This window comes from Actinocorallia aurea, from assembly GCF_054783995.1.
In genome coordinates this window covers 13,896-29,443 of record NZ_BAAGPQ010000036.1, presented here as the reverse complement: position 1 = coordinate 29,443, position 15,548 = coordinate 13,896, and the positions used below count along the sequence as shown (strand labels likewise).

Below are 15,548 nucleotides of genomic sequence, written 5' to 3'. Positions count from 1 at the left end.
CCGGCCGAGAAGGCCGAAACGGCGTCCGCCCTCCCGATCCGGTCGTTCCGGCCCTTCGGGGTCGTGAAGCGGCCAAGAGCGCCTTCTTCCTTCGGGGAGGGGACGAGCCCCTCGTTCCACCACATCATGGGAGCTGTCCGAGATCGCGGATTTTCTCGGGCGGCCGGATTTTGTCGGCGGGCGCGCGTACTGTCTGACCAGGAAACTGCGGTTGCGGAGGGGAAACATCATGGGCGCTTGGGATTACGGGCCGTTCGACAACGACAGCGGGCTGGACTTCGCGGGATCGGTCAGCGGCGCGCCGGAGGCCGCGGCCGAGACGATCCGGGGGGCGATGGCCGACGTCGTGCAGGGCACGGACTACCTGGAGGAGCACGAGGTCTCGGGCGCGCTCGTCGCGGCCTGCTTCGTGGCCGAGCGCCTCGCGCCGGGCACGATCGAGGACGCGATCGGGCGCGATCACGCGGCTCGGCTGGACTTCGGCGCGTCCCCCGCGCTCGTCGGACTCGCCGTCGCCGTCTTCGACCGGGCCTTCGAGGCGCACGACAACGAGTGGGCCGAGCTGTGGGAGGACGCGGGCGCGCTGGACAAGGTGCGCGCCGAGCACGCCGCGTGCGAGGCGGTCCTGCGCGCGGCAGCGCCCTGAAGGACACCAGAGCCCTGGAGCACGTCGAAGACCTGGATCCCCGCACAGCCCTGGAACCCCGCACAGCCCTGGAACCCCGTACAGGTTTGGAACCCCGCACAGCTCTGGAGGACGTCGCGGTCCTGGAGGGCGGGCGTGCCGTGGTGCGGCTCAGAGCACGGGAGGACGTCGGAGCCCCTGGGGGCGCCAGGGTCCTGGACGGCCTCAGAGCCCGGCGGTCCGCAGGATCTCGGCCGTCACCGTGGCGGGATCGGTGAGCATCACCATGTGCTCCGAGGTCGGGGACGCGACGAAGCGGCCGGCCCGGTGCGCCGCCGCCGTCGCCCGGTGCGCCTCGGTGAGCGCGTCGCGGTCGGCCTGGTAGGAGTCGGAGGGCTTGGTGCCGGAGATCACGCAGAGGTCCAGGTCGCCCAGGGCGGGCGGGGCGTCGCGGAGCGCCCGCAGGTCGGCGATGCCCCCGATCGCCTCGGCGGCCATGCCCCGCGCGGCGCGCACGGTGCAGTCTTCGGCGCGGTGGTCCGCGGCGACGTCGGCGGGCTGCGCGTCACCGGCGGACGGATCGCCGAAGGGGTGGTGGAGGCCGAGCCCGGCGAGCCGCACGACCTCGGCACCGCCCTCGGTGAACCGCACCTCGGCCTCGGGCGTGAAGTACAGCGCGCAGTTCTCGTCGGTCGGGTCGATCAGGACGAGGCCGCGGATCCGGTCGGGGCGGGCCGCGGCGGTGGCCCGCACCACGAGGCCGCCCCAGCTGTGGCCGACCAGCACGAACGGGCCGTCCCCGAGCGCGTCCAGCAGCGCCGAGAGGTCGGCGGCGAGCCGGGCGAGGGTGCGCGGCGCGGTGTCGTCGTCGCTGCGGCCGAGGCCGGCCCGGTCGTAGACGACGGTCCGAGCGTGCCGCGCGACCTCGGGGACGACCAGCCCCCAGCAGGACCGCGAGAGGCCCATCCCGGATTCGAACACCACGGTGACGTCGCCCGTGCCGCGCACCATGTGGTGCAGCCGCCGTCCGCCGTCGACCTCGGCGAACCGGCTCGCCCCGAGCGTGTGCTCCTGCCCCGACATCAGCCACCATCTCCGTCAAAACCTAATGAACTGGGGCAACTCTAGTCTCTTGGTTCATTTGAACGTCATTTCGCCCACATGGTCCCGAGCGGAGCCGAGGCGCTCTCACGGGGCCGCAGCCGCGGCCGCAAGGACGCGGTGGCCGCCAGACGCCGTCGCGCCCACCGCGGTGCCCGCAGGGGCGCTTGCCCGCGGAGCCTCTCGCGGTGCTCTCGGCCGGTCGGCGGCGCCGAGTTGCCGTCTGGGTCGGGACCAAGGGCACGTGGACGGGGGCCTTTCGCGGGGGGTGGGGGTGCTGGGGCGGTGGGAGGGAAAGGAGAGTCAGGGGGTGGATGTGGACGAGGCGCATCGGATCGGGGTGGCGGAGGTGGCGGGCCGGCTCGGCACCGACGTGCGGGCGGGGCTGGACTCGCGCGGCGCGGCGGACCGGCTGGCCGAGGAAGGGCCGAACCTGCTGACGGCGGCGAGGGGCAAGAGCGCGCTGCGGCGTTTCGTCGAGCAGTTCCACAACGCGCTCATCTACGTGCTGCTGGCGTCCGCGCTGGTGACGGCCCTGCTCGGCGAGGTCGTCGACACCCTCGTGATCTGCGCGGTGGTGCTGGCCAACGCCGTTGTCGGATATCTCCAGGAGTCGAAGGCGGAGAAGGCGCTCGCGGCGCTCGCGGCGATGGCGCCGCAGGAGGCGGTCGCGCTCCGCGACGGCGAGCGGGTCAGGCTGCCCGCCGCGGAGCTGGTGCGCGGCGACGTCGTGGTGCTGGGCGAGGGCGACAAGGTGCCCGCCGATCTGCGGATCGCCGAGGCGCACCGGCTCGCGGTCGACGAGTCGGCGCTCACCGGCGAGTCGGTCGCCGTCGGCAAGGACCCGCAGGCGCCGCCGGGCGAGGCGCTCGGCGACCGGAAGAACATGGCCTACTCGGGCACCCTCGTCACCGCGGGCAGCGGCGCCGGGATCGTCACCGCCACCGGCGACGCGACCGAACTGGGCAAGGTGAACCGGCTCGTGGGCGCCGCCACCGCAGTCCGCACCCCGCTCACCCGCAAGATCGACGCGTTCACCAAGGCCGTGACGGTCGCGATCCTCGTGCTCGCGGTCCTCACCTTCGCCGTCGGAATGCTGCGCGGCCAGGACCTCGCGCAGATGGTCACCACCGCCGTCGCCCTCGCGGTCGGCGCCATCCCCGAGGGACTGCCCGCCATCGTCACGGTGACGCTGGCGTTCGGGGTCTCGCGGATGGCCGCGCGCGGCGCGATCGTGCGGCGGCTGCCCGCGGTGGAGACCCTCGGCGGCACCACGGTCATCTGCACCGACAAGACCGGCACGCTCACCCGCAACGAGATGACCGTCGTGACCGCCTGTGCGGGCGGCGCCTCCTACGCGCTGTCGGGCGGCGGGTACGACCCAGAGGGCGAGGTCCGCGACACCGTCGACCGGCCGGTGGACGCCGCCGCCCTGCCTGCGCTCGCGGAGGTCTTCACCGCGGGCGCCGCCTGCAACGACGCGGGCCTCGCGCAGGAGGAGGACGGCTCCTGGCGGATCATCGGCGACCCGACCGAGGGCGCGCTCCTGGTGAGCGCCGCCAAGGCGGGCGTGCCTGATCCGCCCGAGCGCACCGGCGTGATCCCCTTCTCCTCGCGCGCCCAGTACATGGCCACCCTGCACGCCGACGGGACGGTCTATGTGAAGGGCTCGGCCGAGCGCGTCCTCGCCCGCTGCGCCGACGCGCTGGACGCCGACGGCCGCGCGGTCCCGCTGGACCGGGCGGAGGTCGAGCGCACGGCGGCGGCGCTGGGCGAGCGGGCCCTGCGCGTCCTCGCGTTCGCCCGGGCGAGGGGGCACCAGGGACCGCTGGAGGAACTGCCACCGCTCACGTTCCTGGGCCTCCAGGGCATGCAGGACCCGCCGCGCCCCGAGGCGGTCGCGGCGGTCGCCGCGTGCCGCACGGCGGGGATCGAGGTGAAGATGATCACCGGCGACCATCTGGCGACGGCCCGCGCCATCGGCGGCGAGATCGGCCTCGGCGGCGGCGAGGCGGTGAGCGGCACCGCGCTCGCCGCCTGCCCGGACGAGGAGCTGCCCGGGCTGGCCCGGCGGGCGTCGGTGTTCGCCCGGGTCTCGCCCGAGGACAAGCTGCGGCTGGTGAACGCGCTGCGCCGCGACGCCCAGGTGGTCGCGATGACGGGCGACGGCGTCAACGACGCGCCCGCGCTCAAGCAGGCCGACATCGGCGTCGCCATGGGGATCACCGGCACGGAGGTGGCCAAGGAGGCCGCCGACATGGTCCTCACCGACGACGACTTCGCCACCGTCGAGGCGGCGGTCGAGGAGGGCCGCGGGGTCTTCGACAACATCGTGAAGTTCATGATCTGGGCGCTGCCCGCCAACCTGGGCCTGGGGCTGCTGCTGGTGGCGGCCGTCGTGCTGGGCACGGAGCTGCCGATCGAGCCGCTCCAGGTGCTGTGGCTGAACATGACCGCGGTGCTCATCCTCGGCCTGCCGTTCGCCGTGGAGCCCCGCGATCCCGACGTGATGCGCCGCCCACCGCGCGCTCCGAAGGCCCCGCTCATCGAACCGCCGTACGTGCTGCGGATCCTGCTCGTCTCGGTGATCCTGCTCGCGGGGTCGTTCGGGCTGTTCGCCCTGGAACGCGCCGGAGGCGCCTCCACGGCCACCGCGCAGACCGTCGTGGTCAACGTCTTCGCGCTGACGCTGCTGACGTACCTGTTCGCCTGCCTGTCCCTGAACCGGCCGGTCCTGTGGCGCGGGGTGCGCCGCAACCCGTGGGTGGGCGTGGGCGCCGTGGCCCTCGTGGCGATCCAGCTCGCCTACACCTATGCCCCGCCGCTGAACTCCCTGTTCCGCTCCGCGCCCCTCACCTGGGCGCAGTGGCTGCACGTCATCGTCGTCGCGGTCGTCGCCTACGGCGCGGTGGAGGCCCTGAAGGCGGTGCAGCGACCACGGCGGTTCACGCCGGCAGAAGAGGGGGCGTGAGCGGGCGGGCGGCTCAGGGGGGCGGGGTGTCTCCGGAGGGGATGGTGATCCAGGTCGCGGAGGCGGAGGCGAGCAGGGCGCCTTCGGCGGTGTACAGGGCGGTGCGGCTGAAGACCTTGCGGCCCTGCGGGGGTTCGGATTCCGCGACGACGACGTGGGGCTCGCCCGCGCGGGGGAGGGCCGCGATCTCGGCGGACATCCGGCCGAGGACCATCGGGTGCGCCGCGAGGTCCTGGGTCCAGGCGCCGGGGCAGTCGAGCGCGGCCCACACGAGCGGCGCGGCGATCTCACCCGACGGGCCGGCGAGGTCCGCGGCGGGCGCCCAGACGCATGCCACCGAGGAGGCGCGGCCGGGCAACGCGCCGGGCTCCAGGGCGAGGCCGTCGCGGGCGGGCCGTTCGGGGCCGCAGACGAAGCAGCCGGGGAAAGGGTGGTGTTCGCGGCCGCGATAGCGGGCCTGGGCGGCGAGCGCTGCCTCGGGCGAGACCGTCGGCACGACCGGCCAGGAGTCCGGGCCGGTGGGTGCGGGCGCCACCTCGGCGATCAGGGCGCCGCCGTGCAGGACACGGCCCGTGCCGCCGTCGCGCTCGACCGCCAGCGCGGTGTCCAGCGGTGGCGGCGTGCGCAGCGTGACCACCGCGCCGCCCCTGTCCGAGCCGGTCGCCGCGCGCGCGAAGACCGCACACGAGTAACCGCCGTTGCCGCTGGCGGCAGGCCCGTTGAAACGTCCAGGGATCATGACCGCCATGCGGCTGCTCCTGTTCCTGAAGCCCGACGAACCCGGTGCACCAGATGAAGCCGGTGAACGCAGGCAGGCCGCCCGAAGCCGGGCGGCCTGCTCAGTCCTCGACCCAGCCGTGCTTCTTGGCCACGATGAGGATGCTCTCGCGCAGCTTGACGATCTGCGCGCCGGTGAGCTCCGGAACCGAGGTGAGGAAGAGCTCCGTCAGCTCCCGGTTCAGCTCGCCCGGCGTCAGGACGTCGCACAGGCTGTCGTCCTCGCCGGACCAGTCGCGGTCCGGCAGGTCGAACGGCGCGTCGAGATCATCGGCGTAGGAGCCGTTGATCTTCGGCCGGTCCAGCAGCCGGACGGAAAAGGCCTTCGGGCCGCGCTCCCCGTCCATCACCTCGAACTCCACCGGCGTACCGGCCTTGAACGTGCCCTTGTCGGCGTTCAGCTCATTGGCGTGGACGAACACATCGGCTCCGCCCCCATCCGGGGCGATGAAGCCATAACCACGCACATCGTCGAAACGCAGGATTCTTCCCGACAGCGCCACAGAAACTCCCCGAGCACCAACCATTGACGACGCGCTCGCCGCGATCCTCCGCGATGGCCGTTTCCCCATCCCCGGCCGACCGCCTGTGCGATCGCCCCGGGGCGATCCCGAGCGGAATGCCCGGATCCCCTTGGCCGTGGTCGTCGGTGTTGATCTCGGTACGCGCCTACCTTGACCTTTTGACGATACCCGCTCTACGGACCGGGTGGGACGCCCGGACCCCGGCGTGTCATGCCCGGTGCTCGGTCAGGCGGCCGGTGAGAGTTCCGCCGCGAGATAGTCGCGCCACTCCCGGACCAGCGGATGGCCCCGGTGCGGGGTGAGCGAGCGCGTGAAGGACCGCAGCAGCGACAGCGCGCGGTGCGAGGACAGCCCGTTGGCCATGGGCACCGCGGGCCGGGCCACCGACAGCGCCTCGTCGAGCGCGCCCTGGCCGTGCAGCGCCTGGGCGTGGTGCACGACGTTGAACTGGGCCGAGCGCGGGTAGGCGGCCCCGAACCCGGCGAGGGCCGTGCGCGCGCAAGCGGCGGCCCGCACGTGGTCGCCGATGAGCCGCCACGCGCACCCGGCCTCCGCGGCGATCTCGGCGGGGCCGAGGTTGCTGATCCAGTGCGGTTCGGCGTCGCCGGCGGAGGCCCGCGCGAAGGTCGTCTCGACCTCGCCGAGCAGTTTCTCGACGCGGCGCGCGGCGTGCCGGTCCGGGGTGTCGCACTGCGCGGCCTGGAGCGCGGTCGCGCGCGCCTCGCGCAGCGCGAGCGCGGCGCTGACGCGCGGGGGAGCCTTCGCGGCCCGTCCCGCGTCCCGGGCGGCCCTGGCGAGGCGGATCGCCCAACGGGCCTGTGCGAGGTCGATCGCCTGCTGGGCCATGACGGTGAGGACCCAGGCCGCGGTCATGCCGTCGCCTCCGGCCTTGGCGAGGCTCAGCGCGCGTCCGTACAGGCGCTGGGCCAGTCCGTCGTGGCGCAGGTCGTAGGCCTCCCAGCCGGCGAGGCCCGTCATGGTCGCCGAGGCCGACAGGAGGGCGGCGCCCACGGTGTCGTCGTAGGCGCCCGACAGCAAAGGCGCGACCTTGGCGTGCAGGAAGTCGACCACGGCGGGACGGACCATGCCGCCGCCGTACCTGCGGTCCATGGCGGCGAAGGCCCGCGTCGCCTCCTCGATCCGGGCGATGTCGGAAGGGCCGACGCGCACCCGGCCGCCGGTGCGGGCGAGGGCTCCGGGGCCGGGATCGAGCGTCCAGTGCAGGAGCCATTCGGGCCACGCCGAGGTGTCCACCGCGAGGTCGGTGAGCGCCGCACGCCGGGTGAGGTCGGCGTCGGCCCTCCACAGGGCGACGGCTTCGGCGAGGGTGCCGTGCAGGGAGACGGGAGAAGGCTCGTCGGCGGCTTCGTCGGCGGTTCCGGCGCCCACCCACCGGGAGACCTCTTCGGGGGTGGCGTTGAAGACCTCCGCGAGCCGCGCTCGGTGGGCGGGGCGCACGTCCTGCACGCCGCGCTCCCACCGCGACCACGTGGACACCGAGACCCGGACGGCGTCGGAGGCCTCCTCCTGGCCCCAGCCGAACCGGTCTCTCGCTGCTTTGAGGGCCCTCCGGGGGCCCGCTTCCCGCTTGGCGTCCACACCCGCCCCGCTGTATGTCGCTTCCTGAGATTTCCGGTTCTGATTCTGGTGCCGTCCGGTGGGCGTGCCGGGCGCTTTGCCGAAAAACGCCGGGTAAACGCCTAGTGCCTGCCGAACGCCCGCATGAACGCTCTTCACCTCCGGCGGACATGGATGCTGGGGTAGGGCGCGGTGATCTTCGGTACGGAGGTGGACTGCTCTTGGGTTTGTGGAAGCGGCGCACCGCACCTGCCCCCGGTGCCTTCTCCGGTCCGGAGGCGGCGCCCGTGCCCGGCGCGGCGTCTTGGCCGCCCGACGTGGCGGGGGCGCTGGCGCTCAGGCTGCTCTCGGTCGTCGAGGAGCAGCGCGAGTCCCTCGACGCGCTCCAGCAGGACGAGGACGACCCCGAGGTCCTGGAGCGGCTCTACCGGCTCGACCACGGCAACGCCAGGGTGCGCAGGCTCGTCCGCGGCCTCCAGGTGCTGACCGGCGCCGCGGGCGGCTACAGCGGCCCGGCCGCGACGCTCCAGGACGTCATGGCGATGGCGACCGGCATGGTCGGCCAGTACCAGCGCGTCAGGATCGAGGACGCGGGGGAGCCCGCAGGGCTGCTCGCCGCCCCGCACTTCGCCGACGACCTCGCCCTCCTGCTCGCCGAACTCCTCGACAACGGCACCCGCTACGGAGGCGCCGCCACCACCGGCGTCTACCGGATGGAGGACGGGTCGGTCGCCGTCTACGTGCGCGACACCGGCACCGGCTGCCCGCCCGACTGGATGGCGCGCGTCAACGCCTGGCTCGCGGGAACGGTCCAGCCCGTCATCGCCGAGAACGGCAGGCACAGCGGGCTCACGATCGTGCACCACCTCGCGCGGCGGCACGGCCTCCAGGTCAACGTGTCGGTCGCGCCGCCCGTGCAGGCGGTTCGCCAAACCGAGGCGGGAGACGGCCCGGGCACCGTCGTCACGGTCTTCGTGCCCGCCCGGCTCCTGCAGCCCGTCCCGGCCGTCCAGAGCGCGCCGCCCGTCCCGGCTCCGGCCGCTCCGACGGGCGCCCCCGACCTTCCGCGCCGTACCCCCGGCGCCGCCTACGCCGGAAGTGACGCTGCCGAGAGCACGTCGCGGGAGCAGGCGTCCCGACACCCGCCCGCCCCGGGGGCCGCGTACGAGCAGGGCCCCCAGTTCCCCGAAAGCCCCCCGTTCGCCCAGGGCGCCACCCTGGCGGACCTCGCAGCAGCCTTCTCCACCGACCCCCGGGAGCCACCCCAGTGACAGGACCGTCCCGTCTGCCCGGACAGGCAGGCGCCGACCTGAGCTTCATGATCGACGACTTCGCCCGGACGCCCGGGGTGCGTCATGCGGTGCTGCTGTCCATGGACGGCCTGGCGATGCTGTGGTCGCCGGGGCTGGAGCGCGACGCCGCCGAACGGCTCGCCGCGCTGACCTGCTCGGCGCTCGGCACCGGCCGGGCCCTCGCCAAGGAGGTCGGCGAGCGCGACGGGCGCGGTGGCCAGCTCATCTGCCAGTTCCCCTCCGGCGGCCACTTCGTGGTCGGCGCGGTAGGTCCGACCGCGGGCATCGGCGTCGCGGTCGAGCCGGGCGCCCCGCTGCCCGCCGTCGTGAACGAGCTGCAGCGGCTGATCGGCGCGGTGGGCGCGCGGCTCGCTCCGTCCCCGCTGCTGGCCGGCGGCGGGATCGCGTGACCGGCCACCCGCGCCACCCCTGGGTCCGGCCCTACGTGCTGTCCGGCGGAAGGACCGGCACGCGGTGGCGGATGCTCATGCACACCCTGGTCAGCGCCGCGGGCAGGCTCCCGGTCGCGGCGGCCGGCCCGCTGCCCGAGGCGCAGGCGCTGTACCAGCGGGTCGAGGCGGGCCCGCAGACCGTCGCGGAGCTTTCGGCGGCGTGCGGAGTGCCGCTCGGCCTCACCCGCGTCCTGCTCGGCGACCTCGCCGGACGGGGCCTGGTCACCGTGCACGCCGACCTCGACCCGTTCGACCCGCTCCTCCTGGAAAGAGTGCTCGATGGCCTCCGCGCGCTTTGACGTCCCGGCCTCCGCGAAGATCGTGGTGGCGGGCGGCTTCGGGGTCGGCAAGACGACGTTCGTGGGCGCGGTCAGCGAGATCGAACCGGTGAACACCGACGCGTGGATGACGTCCGAGGCCCTCGGCGTGGACCCGGGACGCCCCGGGAAGGTCCGCACGACCGTCGCGATGGACTTCGGCCGGATCACCCTGTCGACGGGTCTGGTGCTCTACCTGTTCGGCACGCCCGGCCAGCCGCGCTTCTGGCACATGTGGGACGACGTCGCGCGGGGCGCGAGCGCCGCGGTGGTCCTCGTCGACACGCGCGACCTGGAGTCGTCGTTCGCGGCGGTCGACTACTTCGAGCGTGACCGGGCGCTACCGTTCGTAGTCGTGGTGAACCTCTTCGACGGCCTCGCGACGCACTCCCCGGACAAGGTGCGGGAGGCGCTCCAGATCTCCCCGGACGTGCCCCTCATCGCCGCCGACGTGCGGGTGCGGGGCCAGACCGTCGGCGCGCTCGTCACCGCGGTTCGGCACACGCTGCACACGACCCGTTCCCACTCCCGGTAAACCACCTTCCCTTCGGAGATCCCTTTGCGCAAGATCCTCATCATCGGTGCGGGCCAGGCGGGCCTCCAGCTCGCCCTGACGCTGGTGGAGCACGGCGGCTACGACGTGACCCTCATGACCGCGCAGACGCCGGAGGAGATCCGGAACGGCCGGATCCTCTCGACGCAGTGCATGTTCTCTCCCGCGCTCCAGATCGAGCGGGACGCCGGCCTGAACGACTGGGAGGACAGGACGCCCTGGCTGGAGGGCCAGCGCGTGTCCCTCGCCGCTCCGGGCGGGCAGAAGGTCCTGGAGTTCTACGGGGTCTGGGACGCCCCCGCCCAGTCCGTCGACCAGCGGGTGAAGATGGCGGGCTGGCTGGAGCGGCTGGAGCGCTCGGGCGGCAAGGTGGTCCTGCACCCGGTCGCCACGAGCGAGTTGGAGTCCCTCGCGGCGATGTACGACCTCGTGGTGGTCGCGGCGGGCAAGGGCCCGCTGGTGGAGCTGTTCGAGCGCGACGACGCCCGCTCGACCTACGACCACCCGCGCCGCAGCCTCGCCGCGATCTACCTGCACGGGGTGGCGCCCTGGCCGGAGCGCCCGGTGCCGCAGGTGCGCATCAACGCGGTGCCCGGCGTGGGGGAGATGTACCTGATGCCCGCGTACACCAACAGCGGTCCGTGCGACGCGGTGCTCATCGAGGCGGTCCCCGGCAGCCCGCTCGACGCCTTCGCCGACCGGCGCATCACCCCTGACGAGCACCTCACCCGGCTGCGCTCGCTGCTGGCGGAGTGGATGCCCTGGGAGGCTGAGCTGTTCACCGGGGCGGTGCCGACCGACGCGAAGTCCACCCTGTACGGCTCCTACGCGCCCTCGGTCCGGCGGCCCGTGGGCCGCGTCGGGTCGCAGAAGGTGCTCGGCATGGCCGATGTCGTCGTGCTCAACGACCCGGCGGCAGGGCAGGGCGCCAACAACGCCGCGCACTGCGCCCGGATCTACCGCGACGCGATCGTCGCGCGCGGCGACCTGCCGTTCGACGAGCGGTGGATGCACGAGACGTTCGAGCGCTACTGGGACTACGCGCAGTGGTCCACCGCGCTGACCAACGCGCTCATCTCCGACGGGCTGCCCGAGCACGTCCAGCAGATCTTCGGCGCGGCGACTCAGGACGACGAGGTGGCGCGCCGCTTCGCGCGGGGCTACGCGGCGCCGCCGAGCCTCGCCGACTGGTTCTTCGACCCGGCCGCGACCGGCGCCTACCTGGCCTCCCGCCAGGCGGTGCAGGGGGTCTGACGCGCGGGGCGGCGGGGGTCGGCGCCCCCGCCGCTTCGAGCCTTCTGTCCGGTGGAGGTGTGCTCTAGACCACATCGGGGCCGCGAACCTAGACTCGGGCGGATCGAAGACTGAACCGAATTCGGATTCAGAGGAGCCCTCCGCATTGAAGATCGTCGATCACGGCACCTGGCCGCTCACCCCCGCCGACGAGTCCCTGCACACCCCCGGGGACGAACTCCTGTGGAACGAGTCCTACTACTACGACTTCGCCGCTCCTGACGGCTCCTACGGGGGCTACGTAAGGCTCGGCCTCTACCCGAACTGGAACCGCGCCTGGTACTGGGCCTGCATCGTCGGGCCGGACCGGGAGCCGCTCATCCTCACCGACGACTTCGCGCCCCTGCCGACCGAGGGCACCGACGTCAAGACCGCGGACTACCGGGCGACGCAGACGCTCTCCCCGGACTTCGCGAAGGCACACCTCGTCCTGGACGGCGTGACGGCGTCGGGCACACGCCTGGCCTTCGACCTGGAATGGGTTACCGAAGGCGGCGCCTACCCCTACAAGGACCTCAACCGGTACGAGGTCCCCTGCAAGGTCACCGGCACCGTGACGGCGGGCGAAGAGGTCATCGCCGTCGACGCCGCCGGAGAGCGCGACCACTCCTGGGGCGAGCGCGACTGGTGGAGCGTCAGCTGGCTGTGGACGTCCGGGCACCTCCAGGACGGCACCTACTTCCACGGGATGCAGGCCAACATAGGCATCCCGCTCCCTTGGCCCTGCTTCGAGGTGCCGCCCGGCGGCGCGATCGGACACCTGGACGGCTTCAGCGCCGAGACGGTCTTCGGGGACGACGACCTGCCTTCGTCGACCCGTCTGAGGATCCCCGGCACGCCGATCACCGCGGTCCCCCTGGCGTTCGCCTCCGTGGCCGTCACGTCCCCCACAGGGCAGGACGCGCTCTTCCCGCGCGCGCTGTGCCGCTACACGGCCGACGACGGACGGGTCGGCTACGGCTGGTCCGAATGGCATCAGCCTCCGGGCTGGAAGGACCACGGCTGGTCGTTCCTCGGGGAGCAGGCGTGAGGGGGCCCGCGGCGACCGCGGCCGACCTCACCCCCGGCTACCTCACCGAGGTCCTCGCCGTTCCCGGCGCCGCCATCACCTCCGTCGAGGCGGTGCCGATCGGCACCGGCCAGGTGTCGCAGACCCTGCGCCTCAGCCTGGGCTGGACCGGCGCGGCGGGACCGCCCAGCGTCATCGCCAAGATCGCCTCACCCGACGAGGCGAGCCGCAACGCGGCCAAACTGATCCGCACCTACGAGGTCGAGGCGGGCTTCTACCGGGCGCTCGCGCCCCGCCTCGTCGAGGCCAGCGTCCCGCTGTGCCACTTCACCGCGCACGACCCCGAGACCGACGAGTACACCGTCCTGCTGGAGGACTTCACCTCCGCGCGGCCGGGCGACCAGCTCGCCGGGCTCTCGGTGGCGGAGGCCGCGGCGGCCGTCAGGGAACTGGCGCTCCTGCAGGCCGCCGTATGGGAGGACCCCTCCCTGGCCGACCTTCCGTTCCTGAACCGGGACGACGAGGGCTCCCGCGCCTTCACCGCCGCGATGGTCACCGCCATGTACGAGGGCTTCCGCGAAAGGTACTCCGAGCGCATTCCGGCCGACGGTCTCGCGCTCATAGAGGAGTTCCTGCCCTCGCTGGAGAAGTACCTCGCGCCCTACGACGCGCCGAGCACGCTCGTCCACGGCGACTTCAGGGCCGACAACCTGCTCTTCGGCCCGCCCCGGCCGGCGATCCTGGACTGGCAGACGTGCTCGCGTGGCCCGGGCGTCATGGACCTGTCGTACTTCCTGTCGTCCAGCCTGCCCGCCGACGTCCGCAGAGCCGAGGAGGAGTCCCTGGTCCGCCTCTACCACGGAACTCTCGCCGCCGCAGGCGTCTCCTACTCGTGGGACGACTGCTGGACGGCCTACCGGAGGTACGCCTTCGGCGGGATCGCCATGGCCATCGGCGCGTCCATGCTCGTCGAGCGCACCGCGCGCGGCGACGACATGTTCTGCACCATGACCACCCGCCACGTCCGGCACGCGGCGGACCTGGACGCCGTGTCCCTGCTGCCCTGACGGCGGTCCGCGCCCCGTCCGCCCCGCTCAGGGGCGGACGGGAAACGCACGTTGAGCGTGCCGAAGCGGGCGGGTCCCGTCGGGGCGGCGGGCCGGTCGGTGCGCGCGACGTCGCGCCCTCCCCGCCGATAGCGAGGTGCGCTTTGGCGTGGAGTCCGGATGAGGATCACCGGATCGGTCCCGTGGGTGATCTCGCGGAGATCAGGGGCGCGGGATGTTGCGGAGGTTGCTGCGCGCCAGGTGCAGCATCCGGCCGACGCCGCCGTCCAGCACGAGCTTGCTCGCCGACAGCGCGAACCCGGTCAGCTGATCGGCGGTGATCTTGGGCGGAAGGGACAGCGCGGCCGGATCGGTCACCACGTCGACCAGTGCGGGACCGGGATGCGCGAACGCGTCGAGCAGCGCACCGCGCACGTCCGCGGGCCGGTCCACCCGGACGCCGAACAGCCCCGCCGCCCGCGCGATCGCCGCGTAGTCGGTCTGCTGGTAGGTGGTGCCGTGCGGGCGCAGCCCGGCCACCATCATCTCCAGGTCGACCATGCCGAGCGCCGAGTTGTCGAACACCACGACCTTCACCGGCAGATCGTGCTGGACCAGCGAAAGCAGATCGCCCAGCAGCATCGACAGACCGCCGTCGCCCGACAGCGACACCACCTGGCGGCCCCGGTCGGCGCACTGCGCGCCGAGCGCGTGCGGCATCGCGTTGGCCATCGACCCGTGCGTGAACGACCCGATGACGCGGCGGCGGCCGTTCGGCGTCAGATAGCGCGCGGCCCAGACGTTGCACATGCCGGTGTCGACGGTGAAGACCGCGTCGTCGGCCGCCACCTCGTCCAGGACGGACGCCACGTACTCGGGGTGGATGGGCACGTGCTCTTCCACGTCGCGCGTGTAGGCGTCCACGACGGAGCCGAGCGCTTCGGCGTGCTTGCGGAGCATCTTGTGCAGGAAGGCGGCGTCGGCCTTCTCGGCGACGCGGGGGATCAGCGCCCGCAGCGTCTCCCGTACGTCTCCCCAGACGGCGAGGTCGAGCTTGGAGCGCCGTCCGAGACGCTCCGGGCGGACGTCCACCTGGGCGATGCGTACGTCGTCCGGAAGGAACGCGGTGTAGGGGAAGTCGGTGCCCAGCAGGAGCAGAAGGTCTGCCTCGTGCATCGCCTCGTAGGCGGCGCCGTAGCCCAGCAGGCCCGTCATACCGACGTCGAAGGGGTTGTCGTACTGGATCCACTCCTTGCCGCGCAGCGAGTGCCCGACGGGCGCCTTCACCCTGCGGGCGAAATCCATGACCTCCGCGTGCGCCCCCGCGGTGCCGCTGCCGCAGAAGAGGGTGACGCGCCTCGCCGCGTCCACGAGCCCGGCGAGGCGGTCCAGTTCCTCGTCGGCGGGCCGGATCGACGGCCTGCGGGTCACCAGGGCGAGTTCGGCGGCCTTGACGGGCGCGTCCTGGCCCGCGACGTCGCCGGGCAGCGCGACGACGGCCACGCCGCCCTGCCCGACCGCGTGATGGATCGCGGTCTGGAGCACGCGCGGCATCTGCGACGGGTGGGCGATCAGCTCGCAGTAGTGGCTGCACTCGGTGAACAGCCGGTCGGGGTGGGTCTCCTGGAAGTAGCCGGTGCCGATCTCGCTGCTGGGGATCTGCGCGGCGATCGCCAGGACCGGCGCCATGCTGCGCTGGGCGTCGTACAGGCCGTTGATCAGATGGAGGTTGCCGGGGCCGCAGCTTCCGGCGCACGCCGTGAGCCTCCCGGTGACCTGAGCCTCGGCGCAGGCGGCGAACGCGGCGGCCTCCTCGTGGCGGACCTGGACCCACTCGATCCCGTCGGCGCGGCGCACCGCGTCGGTGATCGGGTTCAGGCTGTCGCCCACGACGCCGTAGATCCGCTCGACGCCCGCCTGGACGAGGATCGCGATGAACTGCTCGGCGACGGTCTGCCTGGCCATGCGACGCTCCCCCGATCGGGCACGGACCTTCGTCGCTTACCTGCC

14 protein-coding genes are annotated in these 15,548 nt (G+C 73.2%); 9 read left to right on the top strand and 5 right to left on the bottom strand.

Features of this window, described 5'->3' with window-relative positions; genetic code table 11:
* Positions 1-229: 229 nt before the first annotated feature.
* Entirely contained in the window at positions 230-646 is a 417-nt protein-coding gene (locus ACYVOM_RS37700; protein WP_460308407.1) for a DUF4259 domain-containing protein, read from the top strand.
* 204 nt (positions 647-850) lie between these two features.
* Here the strand turns inward: ACYVOM_RS37700 and ACYVOM_RS37695 are convergent, their stop codons facing one another.
* Positions 851-1,708: an alpha/beta fold hydrolase gene (locus tag ACYVOM_RS37695; RefSeq protein ID WP_460308406.1), complete on the bottom strand. Its 858-nt coding sequence runs from the start codon at positions 1,706-1,708 to the stop codon at positions 851-853.
* 328 nt (positions 1,709-2,036) lie between these two features.
* Between ACYVOM_RS37695 and ACYVOM_RS37690 the strand changes: the two genes are divergently transcribed.
* Positions 2,037-4,697 carry an HAD-IC family P-type ATPase gene (locus tag ACYVOM_RS37690; RefSeq protein ID WP_460308405.1) on the top strand — a complete coding sequence of 887 codons (2,661 nt, stop codon included), beginning with the start codon at positions 2,037-2,039 and terminating at the stop codon, positions 4,695-4,697.
* Positions 4,698-4,710: 13 nt separating this feature from the next.
* Here ACYVOM_RS37690 and ACYVOM_RS37685 read toward each other — a convergent pair whose 3' ends face one another.
* The 3 genes from ACYVOM_RS37685 to ACYVOM_RS37675 form a co-directional block, all read right to left on the bottom strand.
* Entirely contained in the window at positions 4,711-5,445 is a 735-nt protein-coding gene (locus ACYVOM_RS37685; RefSeq protein WP_460308404.1) for a hypothetical protein, read from the bottom strand.
* A 91-nt stretch (positions 5,446-5,536) separates the two neighbouring features.
* A complete protein-coding gene (locus ACYVOM_RS37680; RefSeq protein WP_460308403.1) occupies positions 5,537-5,977 on the bottom strand; it encodes a cold-shock protein in 441 nt (146 codons plus the stop codon).
* A 246-nt stretch (positions 5,978-6,223) separates the two neighbouring features.
* The gene (locus ACYVOM_RS37675) at positions 6,224-7,597 is read right to left on the bottom strand and encodes a helix-turn-helix domain-containing protein (protein ID WP_460308402.1); all 1,374 of its coding nucleotides are present in this window, start codon (positions 7,595-7,597) and stop codon (positions 6,224-6,226) included.
* A 200-nt stretch (positions 7,598-7,797) separates the two neighbouring features.
* On the opposite strand from ACYVOM_RS37675, the gene ACYVOM_RS37670 reads away from it, so the two are divergent.
* From ACYVOM_RS37670 to ACYVOM_RS37640, 7 genes are all read left to right on the top strand, one after another.
* Positions 7,798-8,847, top strand: a complete 1,050-nt coding sequence (locus tag ACYVOM_RS37670) for an ATP-binding protein (RefSeq protein ID WP_460308401.1) — start codon at positions 7,798-7,800, stop codon at positions 8,845-8,847.
* Positions 8,844-9,278 (top strand): roadblock/LC7 domain-containing protein, encoded by a 435-nt coding sequence (locus tag ACYVOM_RS37665; RefSeq protein ID WP_460308400.1) that lies wholly within the window; start codon positions 8,844-8,846, stop codon positions 9,276-9,278. The genes ACYVOM_RS37670 and ACYVOM_RS37665 overlap by 4 nt, the downstream gene beginning before the upstream one ends.
* Positions 9,275-9,619 (top strand): DUF742 domain-containing protein, encoded by a 345-nt coding sequence (locus ACYVOM_RS37660; RefSeq protein ID WP_460308399.1) that lies wholly within the window; start codon positions 9,275-9,277, stop codon positions 9,617-9,619. The genes ACYVOM_RS37665 and ACYVOM_RS37660 overlap by 4 nt, the downstream gene beginning before the upstream one ends.
* Positions 9,600-10,172 (top strand): GTP-binding protein, encoded by a 573-nt coding sequence (locus ACYVOM_RS37655; protein ID WP_460308398.1) that lies wholly within the window; start codon positions 9,600-9,602, stop codon positions 10,170-10,172. The genes ACYVOM_RS37660 and ACYVOM_RS37655 overlap by 20 nt, the downstream gene beginning before the upstream one ends.
* Before the next feature lie 24 nt (positions 10,173-10,196).
* The gene (locus ACYVOM_RS37650) at positions 10,197-11,444 is read left to right on the top strand and encodes a styrene monooxygenase/indole monooxygenase family protein (RefSeq protein WP_460308397.1); all 1,248 of its coding nucleotides are present in this window, start codon (positions 10,197-10,199) and stop codon (positions 11,442-11,444) included.
* A gap of 145 nt (positions 11,445-11,589) precedes the next feature.
* The gene (locus ACYVOM_RS37645) at positions 11,590-12,513 is read left to right on the top strand and encodes a DUF7064 domain-containing protein (RefSeq protein WP_460308396.1); all 924 of its coding nucleotides are present in this window, start codon (positions 11,590-11,592) and stop codon (positions 12,511-12,513) included.
* Entirely contained in the window at positions 12,510-13,559 is a 1,050-nt protein-coding gene (locus ACYVOM_RS37640) for a phosphotransferase (protein ID WP_460308395.1), read from the top strand. The genes ACYVOM_RS37645 and ACYVOM_RS37640 overlap by 4 nt, the downstream gene beginning before the upstream one ends.
* Positions 13,560-13,760: 201 nt before the next feature.
* Here the strand turns inward: ACYVOM_RS37640 and ACYVOM_RS37635 are convergent, their stop codons facing one another.
* Entirely contained in the window at positions 13,761-15,503 is a 1,743-nt protein-coding gene (locus tag ACYVOM_RS37635) for a pyruvate dehydrogenase (RefSeq protein WP_460308394.1), read from the bottom strand.
* Positions 15,504-15,548: the final 45 nt, after the last annotated feature.

Bases quoted from the DNA above. Each gene is read 5' to 3' on its own strand.
- ACYVOM_RS37695 (WP_460308406.1), bottom strand. From the start codon at position 1,708: ATGTCGGGGCAGGAGCACACGCTCGGGGCGAGCCGGTTCGCCGAGGTC.
- ACYVOM_RS37700 (WP_460308407.1), top strand. From the start codon at position 230: ATGGGCGCTTGGGATTACGGGCCGTTCGACAACGACAGCGGGCTGGAC.
- ACYVOM_RS37655 (WP_460308398.1), top strand. From the start codon at position 9,600: ATGGCCTCCGCGCGCTTTGACGTCCCGGCCTCCGCGAAGATCGTGGTG.
- ACYVOM_RS37685 (WP_460308404.1), bottom strand. From the start codon at position 5,445: ATGGCGGTCATGATCCCTGGACGTTTCAACGGGCCTGCCGCCAGCGGC.
- ACYVOM_RS37635 (WP_460308394.1), bottom strand. From the start codon at position 15,503: ATGGCCAGGCAGACCGTCGCCGAGCAGTTCATCGCGATCCTCGTCCAG.